Annotated in this window: 31 protein-coding genes; all 31 read right to left on the reverse strand. The window is 39.9% G+C overall.

The annotated features are described in order from the left end of the window. Positions 1 to 39: 39 nt before the first annotated feature. Entirely contained in the window at positions 40 to 426 is a 387-nt protein-coding gene (locus tag P8610_RS13575) for a gamma-glutamylcyclotransferase family protein (RefSeq protein WP_394604833.1), read from the reverse strand. Positions 427 to 530: 104 nt separating this feature from the next. Beyond that, positions 531 to 710, reverse strand: coding sequence for a hypothetical protein (locus P8610_RS13580; RefSeq protein ID WP_394604834.1), 180 nt, complete (start codon positions 708 to 710; stop codon positions 531 to 533). Positions 711 to 850: 140 nt separating this feature from the next. Further along, positions 851 to 1,183 (reverse strand): hypothetical protein, encoded by a 333-nt coding sequence (locus P8610_RS13585; RefSeq protein ID WP_289496615.1) that lies wholly within the window; start codon positions 1,181 to 1,183, stop codon positions 851 to 853. Positions 1,184 to 1,313: 130 nt separating this feature from the next. After that, the gene (locus tag P8610_RS13590; RefSeq protein ID WP_394604835.1) at positions 1,314 to 2,060 is read right to left on the reverse strand and encodes a gamma-glutamyl-gamma-aminobutyrate hydrolase family protein; all 747 of its coding nucleotides are present in this window, start codon (positions 2,058 to 2,060) and stop codon (positions 1,314 to 1,316) included. A gap of 213 nt (positions 2,061 to 2,273) precedes the next feature. Then, positions 2,274 to 2,459, reverse strand: a complete 186-nt coding sequence (locus P8610_RS13595) for a hypothetical protein (protein WP_394604836.1) — start codon at positions 2,457 to 2,459, stop codon at positions 2,274 to 2,276. 373 nt (positions 2,460 to 2,832) lie between these two features. Next, complete coding sequence (locus tag P8610_RS13600; RefSeq protein ID WP_394604837.1) at positions 2,833 to 4,506, reverse strand: M3 family oligoendopeptidase; 1,674 nt, start codon at positions 4,504 to 4,506, stop codon at positions 2,833 to 2,835. 70 nt (positions 4,507 to 4,576) lie between these two features. Beyond that, entirely contained in the window at positions 4,577 to 4,708 is a 132-nt protein-coding gene (locus P8610_RS13605) for a hypothetical protein (RefSeq protein WP_394604838.1), read from the reverse strand. Positions 4,709 to 4,867: 159 nt separating this feature from the next. Continuing rightward, positions 4,868 to 5,221 (reverse strand): hypothetical protein, encoded by a 354-nt coding sequence (locus tag P8610_RS13610; RefSeq protein WP_394604839.1) that lies wholly within the window; start codon positions 5,219 to 5,221, stop codon positions 4,868 to 4,870. 4 nt (positions 5,222 to 5,225) lie between these two features. Then, positions 5,226 to 6,629, reverse strand: coding sequence for a bifunctional metallophosphatase/5'-nucleotidase (locus P8610_RS13615; RefSeq protein WP_394604840.1), 1,404 nt, complete (start codon positions 6,627 to 6,629; stop codon positions 5,226 to 5,228). A gap of 19 nt (positions 6,630 to 6,648) precedes the next feature. Further along, positions 6,649 to 7,041: a VOC family protein gene (locus tag P8610_RS13620; RefSeq protein ID WP_394604841.1), complete on the reverse strand. Its 393-nt coding sequence runs from the start codon at positions 7,039 to 7,041 to the stop codon at positions 6,649 to 6,651. A gap of 13 nt (positions 7,042 to 7,054) precedes the next feature. Continuing rightward, complete coding sequence (locus tag P8610_RS13625; protein WP_394604842.1) at positions 7,055 to 7,459, reverse strand: GNAT family N-acetyltransferase; 405 nt, start codon at positions 7,457 to 7,459, stop codon at positions 7,055 to 7,057. Between the two features lie 14 nt (positions 7,460 to 7,473). Continuing rightward, positions 7,474 to 8,226: a sugar phosphate isomerase/epimerase family protein gene (locus tag P8610_RS13630; protein ID WP_394604843.1), complete on the reverse strand. Its 753-nt coding sequence runs from the start codon at positions 8,224 to 8,226 to the stop codon at positions 7,474 to 7,476. A gap of 26 nt (positions 8,227 to 8,252) precedes the next feature. Then, positions 8,253 to 8,711 (reverse strand): GNAT family N-acetyltransferase, encoded by a 459-nt coding sequence (locus P8610_RS13635; protein WP_394604844.1) that lies wholly within the window; start codon positions 8,709 to 8,711, stop codon positions 8,253 to 8,255. Positions 8,712 to 8,726: 15 nt separating this feature from the next. Beyond that, on the reverse strand, positions 8,727 to 9,497 hold the full coding sequence (locus P8610_RS13640; protein WP_394604845.1) for an alpha/beta hydrolase: 771 nt from the start codon (positions 9,495 to 9,497) through the stop codon (positions 8,727 to 8,729). A 22-nt stretch (positions 9,498 to 9,519) separates the two neighbouring features. Further along, positions 9,520 to 10,377 carry an MBL fold metallo-hydrolase gene (locus tag P8610_RS13645; RefSeq protein ID WP_394604846.1) on the reverse strand — a complete coding sequence of 286 codons (858 nt, stop codon included), beginning with the start codon at positions 10,375 to 10,377 and terminating at the stop codon, positions 9,520 to 9,522. Between the two features lie 55 nt (positions 10,378 to 10,432). Further along, positions 10,433 to 11,371, reverse strand: coding sequence for a VanW family protein (locus tag P8610_RS13650; RefSeq protein WP_394604847.1), 939 nt, complete (start codon positions 11,369 to 11,371; stop codon positions 10,433 to 10,435). A gap of 314 nt (positions 11,372 to 11,685) precedes the next feature. Beyond that, a complete protein-coding gene (locus P8610_RS13655; RefSeq protein WP_394604848.1) occupies positions 11,686 to 12,654 on the reverse strand; it encodes a ring-cleaving dioxygenase in 969 nt (322 codons plus the stop codon). 88 nt (positions 12,655 to 12,742) lie between these two features. Beyond that, a complete protein-coding gene (locus P8610_RS13660; protein ID WP_289496633.1) occupies positions 12,743 to 13,069 on the reverse strand; it encodes a YnfA family protein in 327 nt (108 codons plus the stop codon). A 71-nt stretch (positions 13,070 to 13,140) separates the two neighbouring features. Then, on the reverse strand, positions 13,141 to 14,106 hold the full coding sequence (egtD, locus tag P8610_RS13665; RefSeq protein WP_394604849.1) for an L-histidine N(alpha)-methyltransferase: 966 nt from the start codon (positions 14,104 to 14,106) through the stop codon (positions 13,141 to 13,143). Beyond that, positions 14,103 to 15,383, reverse strand: a complete 1,281-nt coding sequence (gene egtB / locus P8610_RS13670) for an ergothioneine biosynthesis protein EgtB (RefSeq protein WP_425590822.1) — start codon at positions 15,381 to 15,383, stop codon at positions 14,103 to 14,105. Before egtB ends, egtD begins: the two co-directional genes overlap by 4 nt. A 755-nt stretch (positions 15,384 to 16,138) precedes the next feature. Beyond that, on the reverse strand, positions 16,139 to 16,420 hold the full coding sequence (locus P8610_RS13675) for a DUF3817 domain-containing protein (protein ID WP_289496636.1): 282 nt from the start codon (positions 16,418 to 16,420) through the stop codon (positions 16,139 to 16,141). A 201-nt stretch (positions 16,421 to 16,621) separates the two neighbouring features. Continuing rightward, positions 16,622 to 17,254 (reverse strand): SCO family protein, encoded by a 633-nt coding sequence (locus P8610_RS13680; protein WP_394604850.1) that lies wholly within the window; start codon positions 17,252 to 17,254, stop codon positions 16,622 to 16,624. Positions 17,255 to 17,278: 24 nt separating this feature from the next. Then, positions 17,279 to 18,652, reverse strand: a complete 1,374-nt coding sequence (locus P8610_RS13685) for a PepSY-associated TM helix domain-containing protein (protein WP_394604851.1) — start codon at positions 18,650 to 18,652, stop codon at positions 17,279 to 17,281. A 119-nt stretch (positions 18,653 to 18,771) separates the two neighbouring features. Beyond that, entirely contained in the window at positions 18,772 to 19,404 is a 633-nt protein-coding gene (locus tag P8610_RS13690) for a response regulator (RefSeq protein WP_394604852.1), read from the reverse strand. Next, positions 19,401 to 20,216 carry a sensor histidine kinase gene (locus tag P8610_RS13695; protein WP_394604853.1) on the reverse strand — a complete coding sequence of 272 codons (816 nt, stop codon included), beginning with the start codon at positions 20,214 to 20,216 and terminating at the stop codon, positions 19,401 to 19,403. The genes P8610_RS13690 and P8610_RS13695 overlap by 4 nt, the downstream gene beginning before the upstream one ends. A 113-nt stretch (positions 20,217 to 20,329) precedes the next feature. Continuing rightward, positions 20,330 to 21,226: a manganese catalase family protein gene (locus P8610_RS13700; RefSeq protein ID WP_289496643.1), complete on the reverse strand. Its 897-nt coding sequence runs from the start codon at positions 21,224 to 21,226 to the stop codon at positions 20,330 to 20,332. 306 nt (positions 21,227 to 21,532) lie between these two features. Then, positions 21,533 to 23,275, reverse strand: a complete 1,743-nt coding sequence (locus P8610_RS13705) for an ABC transporter ATP-binding protein (protein WP_394604854.1) — start codon at positions 23,273 to 23,275, stop codon at positions 21,533 to 21,535. 228 nt (positions 23,276 to 23,503) lie between these two features. Continuing rightward, the gene (locus P8610_RS13710; RefSeq protein WP_289496645.1) at positions 23,504 to 23,689 is read right to left on the reverse strand and encodes a 4-oxalocrotonate tautomerase; all 186 of its coding nucleotides are present in this window, start codon (positions 23,687 to 23,689) and stop codon (positions 23,504 to 23,506) included. A 12-nt stretch (positions 23,690 to 23,701) separates the two neighbouring features. Then, the gene (locus tag P8610_RS13715; protein ID WP_394604855.1) at positions 23,702 to 24,502 is read right to left on the reverse strand and encodes a 2-keto-4-pentenoate hydratase; all 801 of its coding nucleotides are present in this window, start codon (positions 24,500 to 24,502) and stop codon (positions 23,702 to 23,704) included. A 3-nt stretch (positions 24,503 to 24,505) separates the two neighbouring features. Next, positions 24,506 to 25,534, reverse strand: coding sequence for a 4-hydroxy-2-oxovalerate aldolase (gene dmpG / locus P8610_RS13720; protein WP_394604856.1), 1,029 nt, complete (start codon positions 25,532 to 25,534; stop codon positions 24,506 to 24,508). Next, complete coding sequence (locus tag P8610_RS13725) at positions 25,521 to 26,429, reverse strand: acetaldehyde dehydrogenase (acetylating) (protein WP_289497678.1); 909 nt, start codon at positions 26,427 to 26,429, stop codon at positions 25,521 to 25,523. Before P8610_RS13725 ends, dmpG begins: the two co-directional genes overlap by 14 nt.

Raw genomic sequence — 26,429 nt, forward strand, 5'->3', positions numbered from 1 at the left:
GAGGCTGACCATTAAAATGGCCACCTCTTTTTTGTTTGTTTATTTATTGAGATACTTCAGCCAATCATTTTCTGGGATCGGTAAAAAATGCTTTTCTTTTTTCTTCATTATGTATAATAACGCTTCTAACTCTCCATCTGGTGTTCTAATCTTAGCAACAATGCGATCGTAGAGATTGTTTGTTCCGCTTTCCTCGTAATCTTCAAGTCGATCTAAATGCTTTAATTCATCATGCGTGATTTCATATAACTCACCCGTAACCCACTTCCCGCTCTCTACAACTAACGCAGGGTATCCCCAGCCTGTATCATAGAGCTGTCCTTCCGTATAACATTTTTCTTCGACACACACTGCTTTCTCCAAATAGTGGTCATTACTACCACCTTTTCTAAGGGTTCCATAAACAAAAACAAGATGTTTTTCCACACTCTCTCACCTGCCTCAAAAACATTATCCTTTGGAGAAAAAAATAGCCCAAATCAAAACATATAAAAACAAAATCCCTACTATACTAGAGACAATTGTAAAGATTAATAAAAGCCACCTAGTAATTTCCGATCTGTTTGAATGAGAAAGATGCTTAACGTTATGATACCAAATAAAAAGCCTAATATCGCCCAAAGCCATCGATCTTTGTTATAAAGAGGAGCCTGAACAAATAAATAATAAACTATGAGCAATTCAATTATAAAAACCATTGCAAGTTCCAACCACTTTTCTCCCCTTTCACTCAATATGTTTTCTTACAGATACCTTACAACCGCACAAATTTAACCATTTTATTTCCAATTAAAAAACTTTCAACCTGTCTTATCTGGCTGAAAGCTTTTTCCTTCTATACAACACCAATCTAATATCCTTTTCTTACATCAATAACATGCTCATTTTTCTTTTTACGGCTTCCTCTTGCTGCATCAAATAATAGGACGATTGCCGTTACTATGTGCATAGCCATTCCGATAAACGGTAAGTAACCAACAACGGAAGTGATGAGCCCTAAAACACTGCCGGTGAATCTTTCTTTTTGAACGATACAAATAACGAGTGTGATTAAATGAAACACGAACATGAATTGAAGTGGTCCCCAAGCTGATGCGAGTATGATTGCTCCTCCTAAAAAAGGAATGCCAAGAAATGCTTCTATTCCGCCTGAGATTATCTTTAAAAGTCTCGATACGTTCATGAGTCGCCTCCTCAAAAGTTTTCTATCCTACATTACGTTTAAGGCATGAAAAGGTTTCCTTCTGTTTACCATTCCCGTTCATCAGCAAGCAAAAAACCTCCAGCTAACGGAGGTTTTAAATTCTAACGAATTATTTTTTACTTGCTTCTTTAATAAACGTTGTAATGATCGCCATCATATTCTTATTTTCATGTCTCAATTCTTCAGGATGCCATTGAGTACCTAACAAAAAAGTTTTTTCTTTGTCTTCAAGCTCCAATGCTTCAATTACACCATCTGCCGCTCTAGCCGCCACTCGCAACCCTTTTCCGACTTTTCCTATTGCTTGGTGATGGAAGCTATTTACGGCAACTTCTTTTTCACCTACGATTTGATATAGTTTACTGTCTTCTTCTAGGGTAACTGTGTGAGAAGGTTCTGTTCGCGTTGCAGATTTTTGAAAATGGTTTATACTGTCGGAAAACTCACTCTCAACATCTTGAACAATCGTTCCGCCATAGCTGACGTTTAACAAATGGTAACCTCGGCACATGGCTAAGATGGCTTTTTCGTTTTCACGTGCTTTTTGGACTAATTCAATTTCGAAATCATCACGGTGTTTGTTTACTTTTTTCACCTTAGGATGAGGTTCATGACCGTATGTGATCGAACTGATATCCTCACCACCAGTAAAGATGATCCCATCACACAAGTTGGCATAGTATTCTGCCTCTTCAGGCTTACCCATCGGGATAACAATAGGAATACCTCCTGCATCTCTTACCGTTTCAGCAAATTTATTATAAACAACGATTGTATCTACATTTTCGTTTTGCGTTTCAATCGTGTTAATGGACATAACCGTACTCGTAAGTCCTATTAATGGTTTATGTGTCATATGATACTTCCTCTCAAATAAAATGGCTTTCTCATATTTAACCTTCTTACATCACTTATAAACACCCATAATTTATCATTCCTAATACTATTATCCAATTATTCGTCAATAACCATCTTTTTATGGAATATATGGTTATATTTCCTATGAAATCAATCAAAATAAAAACAGCTCACAAAGCTGCGAGCTGTTTTCTTTATCGATTTGTTAAATTTATTGCATAGGCGGTCTTGGTTTTTTAACCACATAAACCAGTTCAATGTCACCGTTGTCTTTCACTCGTTTAACCGTATAGGTTTTCTCAACACCTTGTTCGGTATTGTGAAAGGTGATTCTATCGCCTTCTTCAAATTCTGATGTACCTGTGTCCCATAATTTCTCGTCATCGGGTTTTCTCATACCTTTCACCCCTTGTCATCCGAATAGTTACCCCATATGCAATATGCCATTTAATATTATTTCCCCCTTAAAAGGAAAATGAATCCTAAACGTATGATTAAACGTGCATATTTTACTCTCGTTATTGAGAATCCAGCATACAATCTCCTTTGTCCGCTGGGAATAGAGTCCGGCTCAATATCGGATTTGGTTTGTCGGCAAAGCAATTACTTACTCTCTCACCAACCGGTTATGACAAGAATTTATGGACACCTCTTTATTGGTTATCTCATTAGCAACAGATTTTTATAAAGTGCGCCTTATCTCTATAGTTCTACTAAGTCTACTCAATACCTTCAAATTATTTAAATTCGTTAAATATTTGTTTTCTTAGTTAACTTACAGTAAGGAGATCCAGCTCTTTCGCAACAAACTCCATAAGTTTAGATATCGTTTTTGATGAGAAATCTAATTTGATTCCAGCTGCTTCATAAACTTCTGGAAGCGGCTTGGAACTGCCGAGTTTTAATGCTTGTTTATACTTTAGGATTGTTTCTTCAGGATTTTCTTTATAGTTTTTGTATAATTGAAGAGCGCCTAGCTGAGAGATCGCGTATTCAATAAAATAGAAAGGAACTTCATAAATATGAAGGGTGTACAGCCAGCCTTTTTCTTTCCATTCTTCGCACCCCTTCCAATCTATAATGGAAGCATCGTAGCGATCCTTAAGTTCTCCAAACTTCTTCGTGCGTTCTTTCCAAGTATGATTTGGATGCTGGTACAGCCAGTGCTGAAACTGGTCGATAACCATAATATAAGGCAGGCTCATTATAGCTCCTTTCAATTGGTCTTTCTTCGCACGATTTAATTCTTCTTCCGTTTTGTAGAACTCACTCCAGCGATTCATCGTGAAAAGCTCCATACTCATACTAGCAAGCTCAGCTGACTCCATCGGGATTTGTTTATAAGCATATAACTCTTGATTTCTCTTTAGTAAATCATGGATGGCATGACCCATCTCATGCATGAATACAACCAGATCCCCATCAGTCTTAGTCAGGTTCATAAAAATAAATGGAAGGCCTGTCTCTGGCAAGTTCTCACAAAAACCACCTTGTGCTTTTCCTTTTCTGCTTGTTAAATCAAACAGCTTCTTCTCATTCATTTCATGTACAAGTGAACCAAATTCAGGGTCGAGTTCACTCAGCACTTTTGCAGATTTATTGATTAATTCAACATCTGAATCTACTGGTTTTAACGGTTTTCTGTTTCCTGGTACAGCTCTTACATCCCACGGTTTGTAATCGTCAAGCCCGATCTCATTTTTATGCTCTTTTTGCAGTTGAAGAGCAAGTGGAACGACATGTTCACGAATGGATTCCGCAAGCTGTGTGCAATCTTCAGGCGTGTAGTCAAATCGATAATATTTCTTAAACATATAATCTGCAAAACCATTTAATCCGGCATTTTCTGCTTTTTTTGTACGCAGCTGAATAAGCTCGTCAAGAATGCTTTGCAGTTTTTCTTCTTTCTTTAAAATCGGTTCGTACAAAGCTTCGATTGCGTTTTTCCGTATATTACGATTGGAGTCTCTAAAGTGAGCGAATAGCTCACTGATCGTCACTTCTTTTCCTTCCCAGTTGGCTGTTAATCCTCCAGTTATCTCAAAATATTGGTTAACGAGAGCGTCTTCTTGTTTCTCAATTTCTAAGTTTGCCTCTTGAAAAAGTGCAAACTGAGTTCTCAGCTTCTTCTTATACTCGCTATATTGACTATCAGGAAGTTCAGCTAAAAATGGAGATTCTAAAACTTTCTCATCCAAAATAGATTGATATTTTTTAAACAAAGGCTTGATGTGCTGCTGGTCGAATTCATATACTTGTCTGATTTCATCACTATCACTTTGGCACTGAAAAGCAATGTAATGCCTAAGCATCTTTTCTTCTTCTCTTTCATACACTTTCTTTTGCTGAGATAAGAATGTCTTTAAGTCTTCAGTCGATGTTATGTTAACGCTTACAAGATTTTCAAACTCGTTTTTTAACAGCTCTATTTTCTGATCGTTCATATCGATCCCTCCCGAGTCATTCTACCTTTTACTTTACCACAAATAGGAAAATACTTGATAGATGTAATGTTTAACTGACTAGCTGGTTATTTATGTAAGTCTGTTTCTCTAGCTTTGCTGCTCCTGTAAGTGGTTGATTTCCTCTCCAGGTGCTCGCTTTCCGCGGGGCGTGCGGTGAGCCTGTCCCGCAGGAGTCTCCCACCTTGCGATCCAATCAACTTCTCAAAGAAGTGAAAGATTTAAAAGATTCTTCTTACCTTCAAAAGATGTTGATTTCAAAGAAACACTAGGCTCTTCTAAAGCGAAGCAATCCTACAAACATAAAAAAACTGACCACAGGTGCACTTCACGTGCCTTTTGGTCAGTTTTCTTCTTCCTCATTACGATCTAAATAGAACGATAACATCCAAAACTCAAAAGCGCTAATTTCATATTGATAATCAATCTTCGGATCACTCTTAAATGATTCAAACTCTTGAACAATATACGTGCCATCTATATCATAAATACGATATAGATCTTGATCTGCAACTGTAAATTTCGGAACTTCTTCTAGAGAGATCGCGAGCTTTACAGTCTTCTTGTCGTTTTTGTTTACGATGTTTAATACTCTTTTGGATATGCTGCTATCCTCTTTTACCTGCTCAGAATTTGAACACGAAGTTAAAAGTAATAACGTTAATAACATTGTTAGACCTAAACAACGATTACTCAACCTACTACACCATTGTTTGGGAATTCAGATACTGTTTTTTCATATAGTTAATAAGTACATCTTTAACCATAATATCCTTTCCGACCTCAATAAGCTTATTTCCCTTAACGTTTTGATAGCCTGAAATATCTTCATATAACATAGGAGTTCCCGTACCAACAGTATATGTGTTCAAAAAGTCAATTTCTTCTCCGTTTACAAGGATGTTGGTAATATGTTCACCTTGTCCATCCCAGCTAACACCTGAAAACTGCAGCTTTCCAATCGGAATACCGTGTGGCCGAAATCCGCCTCCATAGATTGGTCTATTCACGATGTCATCGTTATACGACTCACTAATCAGGCCGGTGAGCTGCTGTCCTGTAATCTGCATAATGACAGGTGAATGCATGCTTTTACAGACGTTAACTACACTACCTTTTGTTATATTACCTTTACCTAATCCCTCTGTTACGCCACCACCGTACATGATGCCAATTTCAGAGTTCCAGTGTTCCTTTAAACTAGCAGCTGCTAACCTTACAATTTGTTCATGTGAGAGGTCTTCCTCTGTATGATAGATTACTTCAGACAAGAACTTCTCTGCTTGCAGTCTTCCTTTTTTTAACACAATTTCTAGTTCTGAATCTATCTGGTCATCTAATGTCATCTCAATTAATCTACCATGATAATCAATTACTTTTTTATTCTCCAGATCAACCGTAATCTGCAGTTCTCCTACATATTGACCGTAGCAGCCTGCTTGGACAATCACAACATCTGAAACAACTTCTGGTTTTTGTAGAACAGTATGACTATGAGCTCCAACGATAACATCTATCAAACCAGAAAGCTCTTTAGCAAGTTCAACATCTACCTTATTCCCCATATGTGAGAGGAAGATAATGAGGTTAGCTCCTGCTTCTCTTAGTTCAGATACAGCTTCTTTTATGACTGTCACTGTATTTCTATTACGAAACCCATGCTTATTTTCGTATATATCTTCAAAGAGATCCGTAGCACCAAACATGCCGATTTTTAACTGACCCACTTCCAGCATTATTGTTTTTCTCGTACCGCCAATTTGAGAACCATCCGCCTCTTCTAAATTGAGAAGTAGCCAAGGAACGTTCGAATCTATACTTAACTGTCTGATCTTTTCTTTAGGCAAACGTAAGAGTTCATTATTCCCAACAGACAATGCGTCATATCCCGTTGAAGCAAGCATGTCGAGATGAATGTATCCACCTGTTGCCAGACATTCGTTCATACTCATATCAAGGTGATCACCGCCATCTACAGCGATTACATGTTGGTTCTTACCTTTAAGTTCTTGCTTTCTGTTTTTTATGTACGCTGATTGCCTTAAAGCTAGATCATAATGACCATGCAGATCATTTGTATGAAGTATGGTTAATGTTTCTTTCATAAGATTGCCCCCCGTAACTCTAACAATTACATATCATAACCACGTTTCCGTCTGGGTCCCCTACATTGAACCAAGCCACTTCTCCGTGCCACTCGATCTCGCGTATCACATTCAAGTTCTTTTCCTTTACAGCTGCATAAGCTGCATCAATGTCTGGTGCGTATAGATTGAACATCGGTCCTGTTCCTGATGCTCGGTGAAAGGATGGATCAAACGTATGATCGTCAAGAGTCAATCCTGTTTGTCCAGTTACTGGGATATTGTGGACAGGGGATTTGACTTCGCTCGCATCAATCGTTACACCTAACAGTTTGGCATACCATTCTACAGACTTCTTTAAATCAGATACGTGAACAAATACATTATTAATATGGCTCTGGATCGGAGCAATACTTGTTACTTTTTCACTCATAATAATACGCCTCCTAAGAAATAATTTCTTCAAACGTTCTGCGAAAACCATAGAATGGCCTAAAGCTTTGTGATTCATAAAAAGTATGCGATGTACTTGATGCGAGCATTTCCATGCGTGTTCGAGGGTGCTTGCTATGAATAAACGCTAATAATTTACTTCCTAATCCCTTTCCTCTAAAGGATTTTGAGATTAGCATCTCGCAAATATACAGAGTTACATGACCATCTGTCAGTCCACGAACATATCCGACGACTTTTTCATCCTTTAACATGACATATGCCACGTTCGAATTTCTCCATGCTGTTTTAGTTTCTTCATAGCGATCAACGAGCTGTGTCCAGCCTTCTATCTTGTTCAGCTCTTGAATGGCATCAAACTGCTCCTCTGTAAAGGGAACAACTTTTACATCTTCCACGTTGGCTGTCTCCCTTATAAAAGCGCCTTAACGTTCTGCACTCCTTTTTCCACTTCAGCTAGTAAATCCCCTTCAAAATGTTCCTGCTCGATAACACAATAATCTACTTTTTGTTCATCAGCTAACTTTAAGAAATGTCTTAAATCCAACTTGCCTGTTCCTGCGATCGTACTCTGCTTCTGACCATTTTTCTCAGCCATATCTTTTAGGTGAAAAGACACACAGCGGAAACGATACGTATTCAGAAGCTCTTCAGGCTCAAAACCAGCATACTTTGCCCAGTACGTATCGAGTTCCATTTTGACTAGTTCAGGATCGGTTTCACGGTAGATCACATCGAACGGAAGCTTTCCATCAAGCTCATAAAATTCAAAATCATGGTTATGATAGGCAACGCGAATGCCGTACTCTTTGCTTCTGTAACCAGCTTCGTTCAATACTTCCGCAACCCGCTTATAATCATCGATGGATTGTCTTTGTTCTTCCGTTAAATAAGGCATGATCATCAAATCATTTCCTAATACAAGCTGCTCTTCCATCTGCTTTTTAAACGCATCTCCTGAAAATTGCTGAAGCGAAATATGTGCACCGGCAACCGTTAAGTCGTTCTCATCCAGAACCTTTTTCACTTCTTTCGCAGAAATGCCAAAAAGCCCCGCAAACTGAACACTGTCATAACCCATTTTCTTTACCTTTGCCAACGTGTCCAATAAATTCTTTTCTGCTACTGATTGTATAGAGTATAGTTGTAAACCAATTTTTCTCAATGTTCTCTCTCCCTTTTTTAAAACGTTTACAAAACTTTGTTCATTGATATGGATGCTTGTTTGTAGCCTAGCTTTCTATAAAGTTCAATCGCATTCTCATTCGTGCCAAAGACATGCAACCCGCAATATACTGCTCCTTCGTCTTTTGATTCATTTTCAAAAAAACGGAGTGCATTTTTTGCAATACCTTGCTTTCGAAAGCTCTCTAAAATATAGATGTGATAAAGAAAAGCACTCTTCTCTTCCTTAGAAACATGAAACCATAGGTAGCCTGCGACTTGTTCACCGCTTTTTATGTGAAAAAAATGCTGTCCTTCTGTTTTCTCCTTATCTGGAAGCAGACTTTCCATTTGCTTTTCTGCTTTTTCAGTTGCTTGCTCTTTCGTCATCATATAATGTTCAGAAGTATCTTGAATATAATCTGGCATCATGAACTCCAGATATTCCTTGAACTGCTTGTTGTCCATTCTTTCAAACGTAATCAACGCCTAATCACCCCTTTACTTCATCAAATAATGAATGATTTCAGGCATTCGTTCGCGCCAAGCTGATTCATGGTGTTTTCCGCCTTCAATAATGTCAAAGCGTACGTCAATTCCTTTTTCCTTAAACACTTCATAGACCGTTTTTGACGAGCGAATATAATGGTTCGCATCCACTTTTGAGGTATCCTCATCTGTCCCAATATCCATGTAAAACTTTTTCAACCCGCTTATATCGCTTTTTTGTATAAAACTCTCAATCTCTTTTTGATTGAACCAAAACGCCGAAGAGAGACTTGCCACCCGGCTAAAAACGTTAGGGTAGCGACACGCTGCATATGTAGAGATCAAACCTCCCATTGAACTGCCTGCCATTAAAGTTTCTTCCGGTTTTGTTCTGTATTTTTCATCAATTAGCGGTTTCAATGTATGAAGAAGATACTCAATATACGCTGCACCTTTTCCACCGTATACCCCTTCAATTTTTAATAGTTCAGGTCCAACAGTCGGATTTTCCCAAGGTCCATATTCATTTAGACGTTGAAATCCTTCATGGTTGCAGTCAATGCCTACGATGATGAGAGGCGTTTTACTTTTCTCTAAAAAGTCCGAAAGTCCCCATGATATACCGTAGCTCGCATCTTCATCCCTAAAAAGGTTCTGACCGTCATGCATGTAAAGTACAGGATAGCTTTCTTCACTTTCTTCATATCCATACGGCAAACACACGCGGATCTGTCTTTCTAACCCTTCAAACTGTTCAATTTTTACCTTGAATTCTTGAATCATCGTATTCTCCTATTCTATCAGTCTAGTTGTTTAGCTCATAGCCGTTAACAAAAAATTGGATGGTTTCCACTTCATCTTCCGTTAAATCACGCCCGGTTTCAACTCTATATTCTTCTGTAATGTCACCAATATTACCTCTATGTTTTTGAGTGAGGGTTGCAAGTTTTCTTAACAATGATGCTTCACTTTCAAACTCTTGCTTATTCGCAGGTTTCCAGTGCGAAAAAATATAAAATTCTGCGTCATACGACTCCACTAAATCCAGTAATTTCAATGTTTTTTCCACCGTATAATTGTTTTTCGGTGCGTACATATTGGCATACATGCAATCCGCTAAAAACAAGATTTTCTCTTCTTTTATGTAGACAACGATAGAGTCTGTTGTGTGGTCTCCCCCAACATGCTGAAGGATGCACGTTACACCGCCAAGATCAATCTCCATTTTTTCTTGAAACGTGATCGTAGGCAGTTTAATGGCAATATTTCGGTGGTTTCGGAATTCTTTTTTGATTGCTTCCGCGCAGAATTCAATTTCAATCCCCTGTTTCACTCGCTCATCAATTGCTGCATCACACCACGAAAAAGGAAGCAGTTCCTCCATTTTTGTTTTCGTCATGCTAGAAGCAATAGAAGGAAAGTTTAGTGCTGAAAGTCCAAAGATATGATCCCAATGCCAGTGAGTGATGGCGACAAGGCTAGGCTCAGGTATACAGTTCTTTTTTAATTCTTCTAAAAAATATTGAGCATGATCCTCTGAGTTTCCAGCATCGATCATTAATGTCCTATCATTACCAACTACTGCTCCTAAAATCGGACGATCTGTTTCGGAAACAGGCGTTTGATACCAAAAGCGGTTAGTTAATTTTTCGAGTGTCTGCAAAACATCCATCTCCCCTATTCAAAACACTTCTTATTTTACATTATTGTACTTCAAATTATCGCTTAGGGTTAGAAAGATGCACATCTTGTTCAATATGAATTTCTTCAGGTATGTTCGTCGGTGCATTTGGAACTTTTCTTGTTTTTTCGTCAAGAATCTCGGAAGAATATAGTTTTATCACTAAACTCCCACCATAACGTTTGGCTCGAATTAAGATGGGCTGGTTGTATTTGTTTTGAAACTGAAAATCAGGTCCGTACCAGCTTACTGTCGCGTCACGGCCTGATGGAACATAGGGAACGCGTTTGCTGTGAGAGTAGCGCTGAACAATTCGTAATCCTGCACGATCAACGGCATTAAACAAGGTAGATGAAACCTGACAGATTCCGCCCCCAATCCCCTCTGATAATTCTCCTCTTACGATTATCGGCGCACGCATGTATCCCTTTGTGGTTGTTCTTCTTCCAACCACTTTGTTAAATGAAAAAGTCTCATTCGGAAAGACAACATGACTATCCAATGCTTTTGCAGCCAGTTCAATATTTGTAGTTCGGCTTTTATTATTTGAATTGAAGTATGTAACATACTGACCGATCTGCTGTGTTTTTATATGTGCCAGAACCTCTGTATCCACCTTTGGATAGATGTTCATTTCAGGTACATCCATCTTCTGAGATCCGGTTGAAAAAAAATAGGTATAGAACTTTTCTTTAAATGCACTGCGATTTAGCCGGTAACCTACTTCACCTGGGACAATACCGCCGTAATCATTAAGTTTTGCATTAATGGGAGCTTTGAAGGATCTTTTATCAAGCAGCTCAAGGAATGAAGAGAATTTCGTTTCATCAACCATAGGTATCCCAGGAATGGGAGCTGCAAATTGTACACGATTGATTTCAGCGATCATCTTTCCCTGTTGGTTCACCGTTAAAGTATCTGGTGATTGAAGAGGGTTTGCCAATAGTAAAAGTCCAGTAAACCAAATGAGTAACATAAGAAAAACCTCCGCTGCTGTTTATTCCTAGCGTTTTTTACTTTTTCCTAAATTGAGATTTTTATTACATCTTCAAGAACAAAAATGGATGCAATTAATGATACCAGCAGGGGTAATAACGCCCCTAATTTAAGAAATTTATGAAATAATCCGGCGAGTTTTAACCATATATCGGCGAGTCGACACCACTCGACAACCATCAGCCCTCCCAATACCCTCTACCTCAGCAAGCAAAAATCCACTCACCCACCTTTCTTAGTGAATTGAAAAAAAACGCTTGAATCACGAATGATTCAAGCGTTTTTGATGTATTATTACTTTGTATGAAGAGGCTTTAGTTTCGCTTCAATTTCCTCACGATTAGGCTCTAAGAATGGAGGCAATGCGAGAGACTCACCGAGATGCTCAAGTTCTTCATCCGTATCAAACCCTGGACCATCTGTTGCAAGTTCAAAAAGAATGCGGTTTGGCTCTCGGAAGTACAGTGATTTAAAGTAGAAGCGATCCACAAATCCCGAATTCGGAAATCTGGATGTTTTTACTTTTTCGATCCATTTTCTAAGTTCATCCTCGTTATCAACGCGGAAGGCCACATGGTGCACGCCGCCGCGACCAAGGCGTTCCCCAGGAATGTCCGTTCGTTCTTCCACATGAATTTCAGCACCGCTTCCGCCTTCACCAGTTTCTAACACAATGATATCAGGCTGTCCCCTAACTTCAGGTTCAAATGTGCCTTTAATACGAAAACCTAAAAGTTCCGTTAATACTTGAACAGTTGGTTCGGCTGCTGGAACGGTCAGTCTTACAGGGCCAAGGCCGATAATCGCGTTTTCTTCTGGTGTTGTGCTCTTACTCCACGGCTGTCCGCCAGCAACACCTCTATTGTTTTCATCTGAAACCAAGATCAGCCTTTGGCCTTCAAGGTCTCTGAAGGCTAGCGTCTGGCGTCCTGCACGGTCCTTTAGTTCATCGGTTTCAATGCCGTTTTGCTTCAAGCGATCTTGCCAAAAGCGAAGAGCTGCATCATTTTTTACTCGTAATGAGATTGCCGAAATGCTGTTATTGCCGTCATGGTTTCTTCCTGCCATCGGAATTTCAAAAAACGTCAGTTCTGTCCCTGGATTTCCTTTTTCATCACCATAAAACAAATGATACACACTCGTATCGTCCTGATTCACCGTTTTCTTAATCAGCCTTAAACCCATTACTTCTGTATAAAATTTAAAGTTTTCAGGCGCATTTGCCGTAAGCGCAGAAACGTGGTGAATTCCTTTCAGTTCCATGTATACCCCTTCTTTCATGCATTTTCTTTTATTATCTCCTTTTGATTAAAAAATGCCCAATAAAACGGTTTGATCGTGTCGCGACACATTAACTTCTAGGTGCCCAAAGCATAACTGATACACCAATTAAACAGATTGCCGCCCCCACCCAGTCGTATAAATCTGGCGTTTTTCGGTCAACGAACCAGCCCCATAGAACGGCAAGAATAATAAAAACACCTCCGTACGCTGCATACACTCTCCCAAAGGTCGGAAAGTTTTGCAGAGTTGGAATGACGCCATAAGCGACTAAGATAAGACTCCCTGCTAATCCATATGTAAATGGCTTAGATTCTCTGAGCCAAAGCCAGACCAAATATCCTCCGCCGATCTCCGCTAAACCTGCAATAATAAACAAAAAAATAGCTGCTATCAATTAACCGCACCTCCTTCTTACGCATTCTACAGCACGAAAAAAACTCCTCTAAAAGGAGTTTTTGCCGGAATCTATTCTACCATCAAATAATGCATGCTGAACCAGTTCTTTTCATCTACCCATACCTTTTTCGGAGTAAATCCGCAACCCGCTGCAATATCTTGAAATTCCTCAATCGTAAATTTATAAGAGTTTTCAGTGTGAATGGTTTCACCTTCTGCGAACGTTACTTGTTCGCTGCCGATGGTTATGGTTTGATTTTTGAGACTTACGAGATGCATTTCAACCCTTCCTTTTTCTGCGTGATAAAACGCATGATGATGGAAGTTTTCAAGGTTAAAGTCTGCAAGAAGTTCTCTGTTTAACCGGTTCAGCAAATTGGTGTTAAACTGACTCGTAATGCCTTTGCTATCATTGTAAGCAGCGTTTAATACAGCATGATCTTTTTTCATGTCTACACCGATCAAAAGTCCGCCGTTCGGTTTTAGGAAATCAGCCGTCATTTTTAAAAAGTTTATCCTTTCATGAGGTTCAAAGTTCCCAATTGTAGAACCTGGAAAGAATACTGCCTTGCTAGCTGACGCGAGTTTTGGCACTTCAAATTTTTCTGTGTAATCGGCAGAAACAGCGTGAACATTTAAGTGCGGATACTCAATGGAAAGAGCTCTTGCTGATTGATAGAGAAAATCTTTTGAGATGTCGATCGGTACATATTCTTTCAGTTCAGGCATCGCCTCCAGCAGAGTTCTCACTTTTTCACTGCTGCCGCTTCCAAACTCAACAAGCGCTGTATCGGTGCCAATTGCCGCAGCCATCTCATCTCTATATTTATTTAAAATAAACAGCTCTGTACGTGTCGGATAATATTCAGCGAGCATGGTAATCGCTTCAAACAGCTCTGATCCTTTTTTATCATAAAAGTACTTAGGAGAAATGGTTTTCTTCTCCGCTCGTAATCCGTTTAGCACTTCACTGTACATATCCGTTTCAGGTTCGTTTCCTACGTGATAATGGACATTGGATTTTACTGTTTTCATGACAGGTCCTCCGCCAGACGGATTCCGCTAAACTGCCATCTTTTATCCGCTTGGAAAAAGTTTCGGTACGTCGGACGTATATGCAACCTGGACGTTACACATGATCCCCCTCGCAAAACCATCTGATTGCACATGAATTTGGCGTTGTACTCACCAAGTGCGCCTTCAAGCGGTTTGCTTTGAGGGTAAGAAGTGTACGGGCTACTCGTCCATTCCCACACATCTCCGTACGCTTTTTTAATCGGTGACTTTGACTGTGGTTCACCAACAACTGGATGGTACGTTTCACTTTCAACAAAATTTCCTTCTATCGGGATGGAGGCAATCGCATGCTCCCACTCTGCTTCAGTCGGCAGGCGTTTCCCGCTCCATCTTGCAAAGGCATCTGCTTCGTAAAAACTCACATGACTAACCGGTTCATCTAGATTTAATTTCTTTTCACCAGTTAACGTGAACGTGTACCAGCCGTCCTCTGTTTTTCGCCAATAAAGCGGATGTTTCCATTTCTCTTTTTTGACTGCTGCCCAGCCGTCTGACAGCCAATGTTCCGGCTGCTCGTATCCTCCTGCTTCTATAAATGAAAGATATTCACCGTTCGTTACAGGATGAGAAGCTAACTTATAAGAATTCAGCCAAACTTTGTGACGAGGACGCTCATTATCAAACGAGAACCCTTTACCTGTAAAACCGATCTCCACGAGGCCGCCTTCTATGTTTACATAGGTTGCTTGTGATGGTGCTTCAGAGTCTTGTTGATTGGTAGATGGGGATTGCATATATTGTGGTAGCAATGGATTACAGCTGAAATTATATTTCACATCAGTTAAAAGGAGTTCCTGATGCTGCTGCTCATGCTGAAGGCCAATTTCGATTAAATCTTCTATTTCTTGCGGCACGTGCTCACCATAGTCTTTTAAAAGATTTAAGATTCCTTCATTCACATGTGCCCGGTAGGCATACACTTCATCCATTGATGGTCTTGAGAGGACACCTCGGGAATGTCTAGGGTGATACGAACCAATGGTTTCATAGTACGAGTTGAAAAGATAGTCAAATTGCGGATTGAAAGGGACGTAAGAGGGATTTTTTTCTTTTAAAATAAACCGTTCAAAAAACCATGTTGTGTGAGCAAGATGCCACTTTGGAGGACTAACATCAGGCATAGCCTGAATAATTGTATCTTCGTTTTGAAGATTGGATGCCAGTTTTTCAGATAATGACCTAATCTTGTTGAATTGTTCACTTAACCGCTCGACTGCTACATGCTCAATCGCCATAAAAATCCTCCCTTTTTTAGCTGCTGCTTTTTACCACATTGCCTTCAGTTGGAATTGGATGTTTGTTTAACGCATTTGCAAAGTGAATTAGATTGTACGTCATTATTTTGTTGTGCTGCATCGAGCTAGCCCTGCTTCACCAACCCAATATGTATCTAAACTCGGCGGGATCGTAAAACTTTGTGTGATAAGCCGTACATTCTCCTCGTCACAACAACATCTGCCACCTTAATATAAAATATATATTGGCCTTGCTCGTTCATCATGCCACTAGCTCGTTAAAGCCTCTCGATTGCTCGCGATGCAAGATCGTTAAAATAGACTCTCCTATTAAAGAACATTTTAAGATATAAATAACCGAATATTAGCAAATTAAAACAAACTACATGATTTCTTAACATGATGGGAAGAGGGAAATGGCTGATTCTTCAGTTGAGGTATTTTGGAGAAATTTATAAAAATTGGGTAGGATCATTGTTAACAACGGTCGAAATGATTCAATTTAAGTATGTGTCCCTCTTAGATATACATTAAGTTGAAAAGGTGCACGCTCAAGAGACACATTTTTTTATTAAAATACTGATTAAGTCGAGAACGATACTAATTAAGTCTAAAACAAAAAAATTAAGTCTAACCGTTGCACAATTAAGTCTAAAAACTAAAATATAGGTCTTGCGACAAAAAACAGCTATTTCATCAAATCAAACCAAAAGAAAGAAGGCACCTTAAACAAGGTGCCTCCCATTAAACATAGATCAGTCTCTTAAAAACTTTCGGTCAAAGATGAACGGTCCAAACGGCAATACAGATGATACTAATGCTAAAAACGCACGCATGATTGGCCATTTCTTTACATTGTAAACATAAAGAATAGCTAGAATGTAAAGCACGAACAACAGACCGTGCAGAGCACCAACGATCGATACAGCAAGTGGCTGATCCAAGAAATATTTTAACGGCATTGCAATAAACAGAAGAATCAAGAAAGACGCACCCTCAAGATATCCAACTGTTTTTAACGTTTTTAACGGGTTCATAAATGAATTACCTCCATATCACGATTCTACCTATAGTTTTATCATAAGTTGGGTGAATCTAGACTTCATAACCCTTACTATTGTGTGAACAAATGAAAAGAAAATAGTTGGGGTCAGACCCCCAACTATTTTTCTTTTCTTTCATTTTCGCCAATTCTTCTAAAAGATTTACTCACTTTCACCTGCAACTAACCTATCATTTTATTTTCCAGACTCTTTTTTCATATCCTTAATGATCTCTTCATATGGGGTATTCTCCACACCATCGTATCGGGAAACCACTCTGCCATCTTTGTTTACTAAGAAAAATGCGGTAGCATGGATGAACTGATCGGAATTAGGATCAGCCACTACAGGTGTTTTGAATGAATCTCTCGCTAATTGTTCAATTTGCTTTTGGTCATAACCTCCAAGAAAGTGCCAGTTTGAAAAATCCGCATCGTAATTCTCACCAAACTTCGATAACGCTTCTGCGTCATCTCTTTTTGGATCAATAGAGAACGAAACAAACTCTACATCAACCTTCTCTTCTTTAGCCATTTGCTGTAGTTTTGCCATATGTGCTGTCATCGGCGGACAGACCGTTTCGCAGTTGGTAAAGATGAAATTGGTCATCCACACTTTTCCCTCAAGGTCCGACAAACCAAAGGACTGGCCATCTTGATCTTTAAAAGTAAACGACTGAACGTCCCAGTCTAGTGACTGAGACGTTTCGCTGTTATGCTGTTCGTGATTTTTATGGTTCTCATGTTCGTCTTTTGATCCTCCCGATCCGCAAGCGGACAGGACTGCCATTGATAATACTAGTCCTAAAATCATCATCATTCTTTTCATATTCATTCACCTCTAGGTTGATTTTTACGATAAATATTCTTGCAATGGTCTGAATCTTGGTATAACCAGTTTGTCTAACAAGAACACGAAGATAAAAGATAACCCTGCAAGGGGCATAATAATCCCTGTTATAATCATGATTACAATAAGCCAAGGCTTTAGTTTCTTATCAGATTTTTTGGGTACACCTAATTTTCCAGATGGCTTGCGTTTTTTCCACATAATTAGTGAAAAGATAACGATGGCAACCAAACCGAGAGCAGCTACCGTTCCTAGCAGTTGGTTAGCTAATCCAAAATAATGACCTTCGTGCAGTGCGATACCAATTGAGATCGCCTTTGCCATCCAGCCGTAATCGCTGAACCTTATGTCCTCTACAATCTTTCCATTGTACTGATTAAAATAAACAGTCGCTTCATTTTCAGGTTTATCTCTTGAGGATGCAACGGTAAATACACCATCTTCCCCAACTGGCATGGAGATTGTATACGGTTTCTGAATCTTGTTCTCTTGTGCCAGATACATCACTTGGTCCACCGAGAGTTTGCCGTCAGCTTTTTCGGAAGCAGGAGCGGGATTATTTTCAGTTGCCCATGGAATATCTTCAGCAACCTCATCAGTCGTCTTCTCTGCTTTTGGCGCCATAAATGCATAAGTTGGATAGTCAGCATCAGCACTCGTAGCGAGCTTATTGATCTGTTCCCCCATCACACCTGACCATGGCAGACCTGTTAGAATTAAGATCAGAATCAGAAGGGACAGCCAAAAAGCACTAACCGCATGAAGGTCTCGCCAGAACATACGACTATTCTTTCTAAGACGCGGGAATAGAGTACCCATGAATGTCTTTTTGTTTCTCGGCCACCAAATATACAGACCCGTTATTAAAATAATAATCGTCCAGCATGCAGCGAGTTCCACCAGTCTATTGATGAAAGTTCCGCCAACAATCCATTCGCTGTGAAGTTTGGCAACAACGTTTTTAAAATGATCTTCATTTAGAATTGTTCCTGTTATAGAAGCCGTATATGGGTTTACATAAACCTGTGTAACCACATCATCTTCAACAATTTTTATAAGAGTAGCACGGTTTGTTTCTTTCGAAAGCCGAATCGAACTTATTTCTGATTTTGGGTATTCTCTTTTAACCGCGTCGACTTGTTGTGAAAGTGGAAGTGCCTCTTTCCCTTGTTGAACGATTAGTTTATCTTTGTAAATCATCGTCTCAATTTCTGATTGGTACAAATACAATGCACCACTGATGGCAAGTAAGATTAAAAAGGGTGCAAAAATAATTCCGCCATAAAAATGCCATCTCCAAAATGTTTGGTAAAGACTGTTTGGTTTTTTTGATGAATTCTCATCTTTAGCTGGTAGTTGGTGAGCAGTTGCTTGCATGATTAAATTCTCCTTATTCCATACTCGATATGGAAAAGTATAATCAACAAACATGAAATGGTAATCACTCTAAAGGGTGATTACCATTTCAAAATGTGTCTAATGTATGACACCAGTATTTAAACAATGCCGTTATTGTATGCATAACTCGCCAGTTGAACACGGTTTTCCAACTGCAGTTTTCCTAAAATATTCTTCATATGTGTTTTCACGGTGTTCTCTGAAATATTAAGTGAATTAGAAATTTCTTTATTGGAATGTCCTTTTGCTACTAACTGAAGAACTTCCAACTCTCTTGCAGATAATGATTCTTCAGCTTGTCCATCCTTTTTAAACTCTTTCCAGATGCGAAACGCCATTTCTTTTGACATCGGAATCTCATCTAATGAATAAGCTTTTAGACCATTCAGCAGATCATCCGTATTTAAGTTCTTGAGCAAGTATCCTTGGGCACCGCGTTTCAATGCTTCAAACCAATCGGTGATGTCATACGAAACGGTCATCATGACCACTTTAATGTTTGGAAACTGCTGTTTGATTGCTTTCGTAGCATCAAGCCCATTCATTTTAGGCATGGAAATATCCATCAGAACGAGATCTGGCAGAAGCTCCTTCGTTTTTTCAATCGCTTGAATACCATTAGCGGCTTCACCAACAATCACAAACTCTTTCTGATTCTCTAAAAGTTCTTTTACCCCTTCCCGGGCAAGTAGATGGTCATCTACGAGTAAGATTCTTACGGGTTGCGTCATGCTGCAGCCTCTCCTTTAATACGTACCGCTGTTTTTTCTTGGTCACTTAGAATCTCTAAATCCCATCCCATTGACACTGCTCTGTCTTTAACGATCTTAAGACCAAACCCTTCTGATTGAGTGGGCGCTGTAAAACCTTTTCCTTTATCCACAACCTCACAAAACCATCCGTTCTCACTTTCCCTAGCACTCACCCATACTTCATCTGTTTCAGCATGTTTGATCACATTAATAATCGCTTCTTTTACACAAGCAAACAGTTCAATTTTTTCTTTAGTAGATAAAGTATGTTCGTCCATTTCCCAGTCACGGTGGATACTAAGAGAATGGGTGTTTTCAATATCATCAAAAAACTGGTGAAGCGAGCTTGTCCATGTTACATCTGAAGTAACTGTTTCCGTTCTTAAGTTTTGTATCGCACTTCGTATATCATCATGAATATGCTGCAGTGTTTTCTTTAATTTTTGATAGTTTGAAGAGTTACGGTCGACTTCTAGTTTGTTAGCTTGTACAGATAAAAAAAACAACGACTGTGCAATACCATCATGAAGTTCTTTAGCGATTTTCTCTCTTTCTTCCAATACCGCCTTTTCTGACCTTTCTCTTTGTAATTCTTGCTGCATGCCCTCAAGCTTGCCAAACAAAATGTTTAGAAAATATAAAGTTACTAAAAATACAATGATCGCTGAAACCCAATTTCCAGAACTCATAGAGATATATTCTTCTAAAATGGAATGACGCAAGTATTCCCACATACCAACTGAAAATGTAGGAAGTAGGAGTATGAGCCACTTAATCTGCTTGTAGGTCATCGTTTTATCCCTCCCGCTTTTTTCTATCATATCTTATAGAACAAATATAGGATTTACGAAATCTAACAAATTCGTTAACTACACAAAAAAAAGACCCGCACATCGCCGGTCTCTCAACTTATTCCCGCATTCTTTTTCAGTCTTTCCGCAATCTGCATAAAATCTTCATGAGAGATGCCAGGTGCAAATTCCTCTGAGATGGAACGCAGCTCTGGCATTGGAGCACCTTCTGGAGCACCGATCACCGTTTCAAGCGGACCGCCTAATGGATGCTCGCCTGCCCAGATCAAAGCAATATCCCGATAATCTGTATCACTGAACGTATACAGCTTTCTGTGAACACCTTCTGCCTCAAACTTGCGCGTTGTTTCAAACGCTGAGTTCTCTAGGTCAGGAACTGGGAGCATCTTTTTAATATCTACACCTGTTACCATTTCAATAGCCTTCGCATAAGCGAGAACGTGAACGCCCCCACGAACGAGAAGATATCCGATCATCTCTCGTGCCACTGGATTACTAGTCATTTCATAAACTCTCATCTTATGAGTACGTGCCCCGCACTCTAAGAAGAAGTTGTGCAAAAGATCCAGCAATAGGTTGCCGCTGCTGAATACATAATCACCATTCCACGCTTTTCCCATGGAATCGAAGGGAAATGATGTTTGAGCCGTCGCAATAAAATGCTGTGTGTTTCTTTTGTCAGTCGCAGCTGCCATCGGTGCTGAGTTCACATCACCAGGCCTTGTTGTTCCATAGATCATCATGTTGATCGTATGGGAAACGAGTTCAACATGGCCAAATTCTTCTGCCGTGATACTTGAAACTAGATCAAAAAATGGCTTCAACTTTCCTCTTTTTCTAAAGTTAAATGACTGATACATATAGTTATTGAGTGTAGACATCTCACCAAACCGTCCGCCTAACAATTCCTGAACAGCCGCCGCTGCATTCGCATCAGGGTTCGTCGGCGTCGGAAGTTCAATAGCAAGCCTGTTAAAGCGTTTAATCATCAAGCTACCTCCTCACAATTGCATGTCGTTTAAGGGTATGTGGCCTGATGATTGTACTATTCCGACTTTTATAGAAGCACCTAATGATGAGTTATTCGTTTCGCTCAAAAAGTCCAAAAATCGCTCGTAATCTTATGTGTAAGATGAAAAGATGTTTACGATTTCTTAACAGGTTAATAAACACTTACCGTAAACATTTCATTCTATTAAACATGAAACTGAGGCTCTGAGAGGCATTCATTTAAAAATTTTTTCAAAATGAAAACAGCCGCTTCTTAATTTAAGAAGCGACTATTGAAAAATCATTTAATATTGTACTTCAAACTGCTTATTGTAAAGCTGCGCATAAGCTCCATTACGGCTAAGCAATGCATCGTGCGTGCCTTCCTCCACAATACCTTTATTCGTTAAAACTATAATCCGTTCAGCGTTGCGGATTGTTGAGAGGCGATGAGCGATCACAATCGTTGTCCGCCCTTTTGCTAAAGACTCAAGTGATTCCTTAATAACACGTTCAGACTCATTATCCAATGCACTCGTTGCTTCATCCAAAATCAGCACAGACGGATTTTTCAAAAATACGCGTGCGATACTAAGCCTCTGTTTTTGACCTCCAGATAGTTTAACTCCTCGTTGGCCGATATCAGAGTGGTACCCGTTTGGTAAGCTCATAATAAATTCATGAGCGTTTGCCTGCGTTGCGGCTGTAATCACTTCTTCATCAGTCGCTTCGTTATTTCCGTAGCGGATATTCTCCATCACCGTTCCCGCGAACAAGTAAACGTCCTGCTGAACGATGCCAATCTGATTTCTTAATGCGTTCAAATCAAAATCCTGTATGTTAACCCCGTCAAGCTGTACTTCTCCATCAGTCACATCATAAAAGCGAGGGATAAGGGAGCATAGTGTTGTCTTCCCCGCACCTGATGGACCCACTAACGCAACGTACTCTCCAGGCTGTATATGAAGAGACAAGTTTGTAAACACAGGATCCAAATGCGGTTCGTACCGAAAGCTCACTTCCTTAAAAGCAATTTCTCCTTTCACCATGGAAAGCTTTATCGCATCTGATTTACTTTCAATTTCTGGTTTCAGGTTCATAATCTCCATAAATCGCTGAAAGCCTGTAATGCCTTCCTGAAACTGTGTGCTCATATGAGTCAAACGCTGAATAGGCTCTACCATATAGCCCACATATAACAAAAATGTGATCAGGTCGGCTAAATCCAGCGTTTGATTAACGATACTTGCGCTTCCGAACACAACAACGGTAATCGTGATGAGTTGAATTAAGATTTGTATGCTGTTGTAAAAGGTTGCTTCTACCTTATACGTGTTTCTTCGGCTATCTAAGAAACGGAGATTTTCTTTATTAAATTTATCAATCTCCACTTGTTCGTTTGCGAATGACTTAACGACCCGAATACCTGAAAGTGTATCTTCAAGCTGTGCATTGATATCTGCTATACGCTCCTTATTTCGCCGCAAAGCCTGGTTCTCTTTCTTATTAAAATAGAGCGAGAGAAAACCGATGACCGGTAGAAACAAAAACACGGCAAGCGTTAGAGGAACATTGATAAAAAACAGAATTACAAAGGCTCCAACAAACCTTACAAAATATTTGACGTAATCTTCTGGACCATGGTGATAGAGTTCAGCAAGTAAAAATAAGTCGTTCGTTACCCGAGACATGAGTTGGCCCGTCTTTTCTTTATCGTAGAAGCTAAAAGAGAGTTTCTGCAGATGTTGAAACAACTCGCTGCGAATATCACTTTCCATTCGAGCCCCTACTTCATGGCCTTTATAATCGACAAAGTACGTTCCAAGATTCTGTATGACAACTAATACGAACATGATTGCGCCAATCAAGTACACCTTATGAAGAGCAACAGACAAGTCCCCTTCCAAAACTTCTTTGGTTATATACCGAACGAGCAGCGGAAGGACAAGTGTAATACCAGAAACAAAAAACGCAGTAGTTAATACAGATAAAAACAACGGCAAATACGGTTTATAATACGAGAAAAAACGTTTGATTGGAAAATGCATGATTTACCCCTTTTTGTGTTTTTTTACGAGGCACACATAAGGGGGCACACCGTCTTCTATAAGTTAAGAACGTGTTCCACCCTTATATGTTTTTACGGTTTGAGTAGTCATGTTTCTCATGTTAAATTCCTCCTTATTTATTGATACTTTTATTGTAAGTTATTTTTGAATATTCTGATATAACGATTTTGTAAGTCAATAAAAAAGACCCCTTGTCACCAAAAGGTCTCATGATTTCTGCTTCGGTGTTCCACCAACACCCCAGTGTTTATTGGGAACTTCTTGAATCAAAACGCGGACTTGTTCCATCTTTACATCCAAACTTTCTGCTGCAGCCACAGTTAACTTTTCCATCAGCTGGCTCAACTGTTCATCACTCCGCCCTTCGATCACGTGAACATGGATAATAGGCATCTAGCTCTCCACCTATTTCACATATCGGGATGACAACGTAACAGAGCCTAGTCCGTCAAACTGAGCAACGATCGTGTCATCCATATCAAAAGCAACTGCTTCAGACAACGCACCGCTTAACACGATATCTCCCTTTTTCAACCCTTCACCGCGCTTTGCAAGCTTTTGAACCGCCCAGGCAACTGCTTCTGCGGGATGTCCAAGAACAGCTGATCCTGCACCTGTTGTGACCATCTCTCCGTTTTTACTCATCACCATTCCGATGCTCGCCAAATCGAGTTCCTCAGGTCTTACCATCTTGCTTCCTAAAATCAGTTTGGCAGATGAACAGTTGTCTGCCACAACATCGGGAAGTGTAAAGCGAAAATCTTTGTAACGGCTGTCAATCACTTCAATCGCTGCTACAACGTACTTTGCAGCTTTCATAACATCGGCCGCTGTTACGTGTTCACCCATTAAATCCTCACCCATAATAAAAGCAATCTCTGGTTCTGCTTTCGGATGAATAAGACGGTGCTGCTGAAGCGGCTCCCATTCCAATGCAAGCATGTCACTCAGCAAATAGCCGTAGATCGCCTCATGAACGCCCATCATCTCTTGCTTCGCTTTACTCGTTAACCCTAATTTTATTCCTAAACGCTTTGTTTTCGTCTTCTCCATTCTTCTTTCAATCAGCTGTTTTTGAAGGTCATATGCCTCTTCAATCGATAGGTCAGGATATTGATCGGTTATTTTAACAACTTCTTTCACATCACTTTCAGCACGTAAAAGATAATCAACCACTTCTACTTTTGACTGGTCCGTAACCGTCATGCTCTACACCTCCAGTTTTTGTTGCTTTGCGAGTTCAGCCGCAACTTCCAAAATAAGATCTTCCTGCCCACCTACCGCTTTTCGTTTTCCTAATTCGATTAAAATATCTCTCGGATCCAAGCCAAACCGTTTACCTGCTCGTTCAGCATGCAGCAGGAAGCTTGAATAAACACCTGCAAACCCCATCGCTAAACTGCCTTTTCGAATTTCCTGCGATCCAGGAAGCATCGGTCCGATTACGTCTTCTGCCAAATCCATCATTTTATAAAGGTCTATTCCCGTATCTACTCCCATGCGGTCAAGAACGGCAAGCAATACCTCCGTTTGCGTATTCCCTGCTCCTGCACCTAAACAGCGTACACTTCCATCGATGCGTGTCGCTCCTTCTTCAATCGCAACAAGTGTATTGGCAACAGCTACCGATAAATTGTTATGTGCGTGAAATCCGACTTCAATATCAAGTGATCTCCGCAAAGCCGCAATGCGTTCTTTTACTTCGTAGGGCAATAATGCTCCGGCCGAATCCGTTACATACACTCCTTGTGCTCCATAAGACTCCATCAACTTCGCTTGTTCCACAAGCTTTTCAACAGGCGCAGAATGGGCCATCATCAAGAATCCCATTACTTCCATTCCAAGTTCACGGGCCATATGAATATGTTGAGCAGATACATCAGCTTCAGTCACATGTGTTGCCACACGGACAAGACTCGCTCCTAACCTTCGCGCTTGCTTAAGCTCCTGAACCGTTCCGATACCAGGCAACAAAAGAACGGCAACTTTCGCTTGCTTACACACTCCAACTGCTGTTTCAATCAGCTTCATCTCATCCACAAGCGATCTTCCATACTGAAGTGTAGAGCCACCTAAACCATCACCGTGACTGACTTCAATATAATGCATACCTGCTTCATCAAGTGCTTTTGCTGCATCATACACTTGCTTTTCTGTGAACTGATGAGCCATCACATGACTGCCGTCACGAAGACAAACTTCGGTAAACTTTAGCGGCAACGTGCTATTTCGTTTCATATGCTGTCACCGCCTTGTCCATTTTTTCCTGTCCTAAAAGATGCTTGGCAACCATTTCTCCAGCTTGTTTCGCGGCTGCTGTCATAATATCAAGATTACCGGCATATTTCGGAAAATAATCGCCTGCTCCCTCTACTTCGACAAAAACAGTGATACAGTTCCCATCAAATAGTGGTTCTTGTTTTAATCGGTATCCAGGGACATAACTTTTTACCTTTTTCTCCATATCTGAAATAGCCGCTCTAATTTTCTCTTCATCAACCTGTTTCACTTCACAATAAACCGTTGCTCTCATTAAAATCGGAGGATCAGCCGGATTTAAGATAATAATGGCTTTTCCAATATCCGCTCCTCCAACTTCCTCGATTCCACGCCGTGTTGTAATCGTAAATTCATCAATGTTCGCACGTGTACCAGGACCTGCACTTAAGGATGAGATCGTTGCTACAATTTCACCATAGGAAACGTCAGCAGCTTCATTTATTGCGTGAATCACCGGAATCGTAGCTTGTCCGCCACACGTAATCATATTGATGTTCTGAGATTGCATATGTTCACCTGAATTAACTGGCGGACATACGAAAGGTCCAACTGCAGCAGGGGTCAGATCGATCACTGTTTTTCCCATATCCTTTAAAATTTCAGCATGCCGCAAGTGAGCTTTAGCTGACGTTGCATCGAAAACGATGTCAGCTAACTCTGGACGCTCAATAAAGTCATCGATACCATTTGTAAATACTCTGTACCCTGCAGAATTCGCTCGTCTTAAACCGTCAGATTCAGAATCAATTCCAATCATTGCTGTTAGTTCTAAACATTCACTTTTTTGAAGCTTGTACATCAGATCCGTACCAATATTCCCCGAGCCAATTATTGCGGCTTTTATCTTTTTCAA

It is taken from the genome of Fictibacillus sp. UD (assembly GCF_043558025.1).
In the GTDB taxonomy this organism is placed as follows: Bacteria; Bacillota; Bacilli; order Bacillales; family Fictibacillaceae; genus Fictibacillus.

Bases quoted from the DNA above. Each gene is read 5' to 3' on its own strand.
- P8610_RS13585 (WP_289496615.1), bottom strand. From the start codon at position 1,183: ATGAACGTATCGAGACTTTTAAAGATAATCTCAGGCGGAATAGAAGCA.
- P8610_RS13590 (WP_394604835.1), bottom strand. From the start codon at position 2,060: ATGACACATAAACCATTAATAGGACTTACGAGTACGGTTATGTCCATT.
- P8610_RS13595 (WP_394604836.1), bottom strand. From the start codon at position 2,459: ATGAGAAAACCCGATGACGAGAAATTATGGGACACAGGTACATCAGAA.
- P8610_RS13600 (WP_394604837.1), bottom strand. From the start codon at position 4,506: ATGAACGATCAGAAAATAGAGCTGTTAAAAAACGAGTTTGAAAATCTT.
- P8610_RS13615 (WP_394604840.1), bottom strand. From the start codon at position 6,629: ATGAAAGAAACATTAACCATACTTCATACAAATGATCTGCATGGTCAT.
- P8610_RS13620 (WP_394604841.1), bottom strand. From the start codon at position 7,041: ATGAGTGAAAAAGTAACAAGTATTGCTCCGATCCAGAGCCATATTAAT.
- P8610_RS13640 (WP_394604845.1), bottom strand. From the start codon at position 9,497: ATGATTCAAGAATTCAAGGTAAAAATTGAACAGTTTGAAGGGTTAGAA.
- P8610_RS13650 (WP_394604847.1), bottom strand. From the start codon at position 11,371: ATGTTACTCATTTGGTTTACTGGACTTTTACTATTGGCAAACCCTCTT.
- P8610_RS13655 (WP_394604848.1), bottom strand. From the start codon at position 12,654: ATGGAACTGAAAGGAATTCACCACGTTTCTGCGCTTACGGCAAATGCG.
- egtD (WP_394604849.1), bottom strand. From the start codon at position 14,106: ATGAAAACAGTAAAATCCAATGTCCATTATCACGTAGGAAACGAACCT.
- egtB (WP_425590822.1), bottom strand. From the start codon at position 15,383: ATGGCGATTGAGCATGTAGCAGTCGAGCGGTTAAGTGAACAATTCAAC.
- P8610_RS13675 (WP_289496636.1), bottom strand. From the start codon at position 16,420: ATGAACCCGTTAAAAACGTTAAAAACAGTTGGATATCTTGAGGGTGCG.
- P8610_RS13680 (WP_394604850.1), bottom strand. From the start codon at position 17,254: ATGAAAAGAATGATGATGATTTTAGGACTAGTATTATCAATGGCAGTC.
- P8610_RS13685 (WP_394604851.1), bottom strand. From the start codon at position 18,652: ATGCAAGCAACTGCTCACCAACTACCAGCTAAAGATGAGAATTCATCA.
- P8610_RS13690 (WP_394604852.1), bottom strand. From the start codon at position 19,404: ATGACGCAACCCGTAAGAATCTTACTCGTAGATGACCATCTACTTGCC.
- P8610_RS13695 (WP_394604853.1), bottom strand. From the start codon at position 20,216: ATGACCTACAAGCAGATTAAGTGGCTCATACTCCTACTTCCTACATTT.
- P8610_RS13700 (WP_289496643.1), bottom strand. From the start codon at position 21,226: ATGATTAAACGCTTTAACAGGCTTGCTATTGAACTTCCGACGCCGACG.
- P8610_RS13705 (WP_394604854.1), bottom strand. From the start codon at position 23,275: ATGCATTTTCCAATCAAACGTTTTTTCTCGTATTATAAACCGTATTTG.
- P8610_RS13710 (WP_289496645.1), bottom strand. From the start codon at position 23,689: ATGCCTATTATCCATGTTCACGTGATCGAAGGGCGGAGTGATGAACAG.
- P8610_RS13715 (WP_394604855.1), bottom strand. From the start codon at position 24,502: ATGACGGTTACGGACCAGTCAAAAGTAGAAGTGGTTGATTATCTTTTA.
- dmpG (WP_394604856.1), bottom strand. From the start codon at position 25,534: ATGAAACGAAATAGCACGTTGCCGCTAAAGTTTACCGAAGTTTGTCTT.